Origin of the sequence: Aeromonas finlandensis (genome assembly GCF_000764645.1) — a bacterium.
Lineage (GTDB): Bacteria > Pseudomonadota > Gammaproteobacteria > Enterobacterales > Aeromonadaceae > Aeromonas > Aeromonas finlandensis.
On the sequence record NZ_JRGK01000188.1, the window covers coordinates 1 to 1,050 of the forward strand.

Annotated in this window: 1 protein-coding gene and 1 pseudogene; both read left to right on the plus strand. The window is 36.4% G+C overall.

The window, feature by feature from the left end:
• The coding region (locus tag LD28_RS23685) for a hypothetical protein (protein ID WP_206538754.1) at positions 1-379 on the plus strand (379 nt) is incomplete at its 5' end.
• A gap of 40 nt (positions 380-419) precedes the next feature.
• A pseudogene (locus tag LD28_RS22395) lies at positions 420-1,050 on the plus strand (EndoU domain-containing protein); the annotation flags it as partial.

Below are 1,050 nucleotides of genomic sequence, written 5' to 3' on the forward strand. Positions count from 1 at the left end.
GAACCCTTTATATAGAAGAGCCAAACGCTCCCTAACACAATTTAATATTGAGCTTGCCAGGCTGACTCACCAGTGCGCCAACCGATCCAGACCTAACGCACTATCAGGCGATGAACTGATAGATAAATACTTTTTCCAATTGATGCTGAGATTAACCTTGCAGTCCGCAGATGAAGCCGAATTACGTAACTTGGCTCGTAGAATGGTGGACTCAAAATTTTCTGACACAAAAAAAATAATACTTGCCCTCAAACAGTTAGGATTGAATCAGACTGATATTGGGAGACGAATACTAACCGTTAAACAAAAACCAATGACACGGCAAGCCATTTCAAAATCATTGCCATCTATTCGAAGAGAGTTTCTATTGTCACAATAAATAAATCATGAATAAACCGACAAATTAAAAGGGGAAGATTGTGATTAAAGAGTTTACGCAAAAAGATGGTAAAAAACTAACACTATCAGAATCTGCAATCAAACATATTATAGAGGGGGATTTTGCCATAAGGCCAATTCAAGGGCATGATAACATGACTGTATTGCGAGGAGGGTTACATACTTATGACGCATGGGTTAAATTCAAAAAAAACCATATAAACGAGTTAGAGCATCTGCATTTTTTTCATAGTTTACAACATAAATATTGGTATTATGCAAGAGAGCTTGGAAACGGAGTTATTACACTAAGAATTCCCAGAGAACTATTTACTGGGAGTGCGGCAAAAATAACAATGTACCCTGATGAATACTATAAATCAGGTTTTCTCTGGAAGACATTGTTTCCTAAAGGTTATGACAGAGATAAAATCATAAAGGTTATAGAAGAAGCTTTAGATAATGAGGATATCAATCAGCGGAAAGCAGGGCAAATAATTGGTTACATAAATAATAACAACCCACTACTAAAAATGAAAGTGACAATACAGCATAGGGGGAGAGAAATAAAATCTGCTTTTCCTGCTTGGTCACAACCAAATTCAGGAAACAATGGTAAGCCATATAGTCACTACGATAACATAGGATTTGTAATAGCACAGTCAACAGAAT